Below are 231 nucleotides of genomic sequence, written 5' to 3'. Positions count from 1 at the left end.
AAGTGTCAGCCGCGTATCTAATCACTAGTCGTGGTGAACCCATGGTGAAAGTCTCAGTTGGTCGTTTGTCCGAGAATGACGTGCGAGCCTTGTTTGAAATGATGATCTCAGAAACATGTAGTGACAATGATGATTTTCTCAAGAAGTGCGTGCAGAGCAAGAGCAAATGCTGCATCAAGTTGGCCGCAGAGAAAGTGAACGTCAAGGCCTTCAAGGGTGACAGCAAAGACA

Annotated in this window: 1 protein-coding gene; it reads left to right on the top strand. The window is 46.8% G+C overall.

Annotated elements, in window-relative coordinates:
• Positions 1–41: 41 nt before the first annotated feature.
• Positions 42–231, top strand: a 190-nt coding sequence (locus ACYQ78_RS40200; protein ID WP_459806253.1) for a hypothetical protein, incomplete at its 3' end; no start/stop codon positions are given.

This window comes from Herbidospora sp. RD11066 (assembly GCF_054661255.1).
Note: the sequence above shows the minus strand (reverse complement) of the source record. Positions and strands in the feature narration are given on the sequence as shown.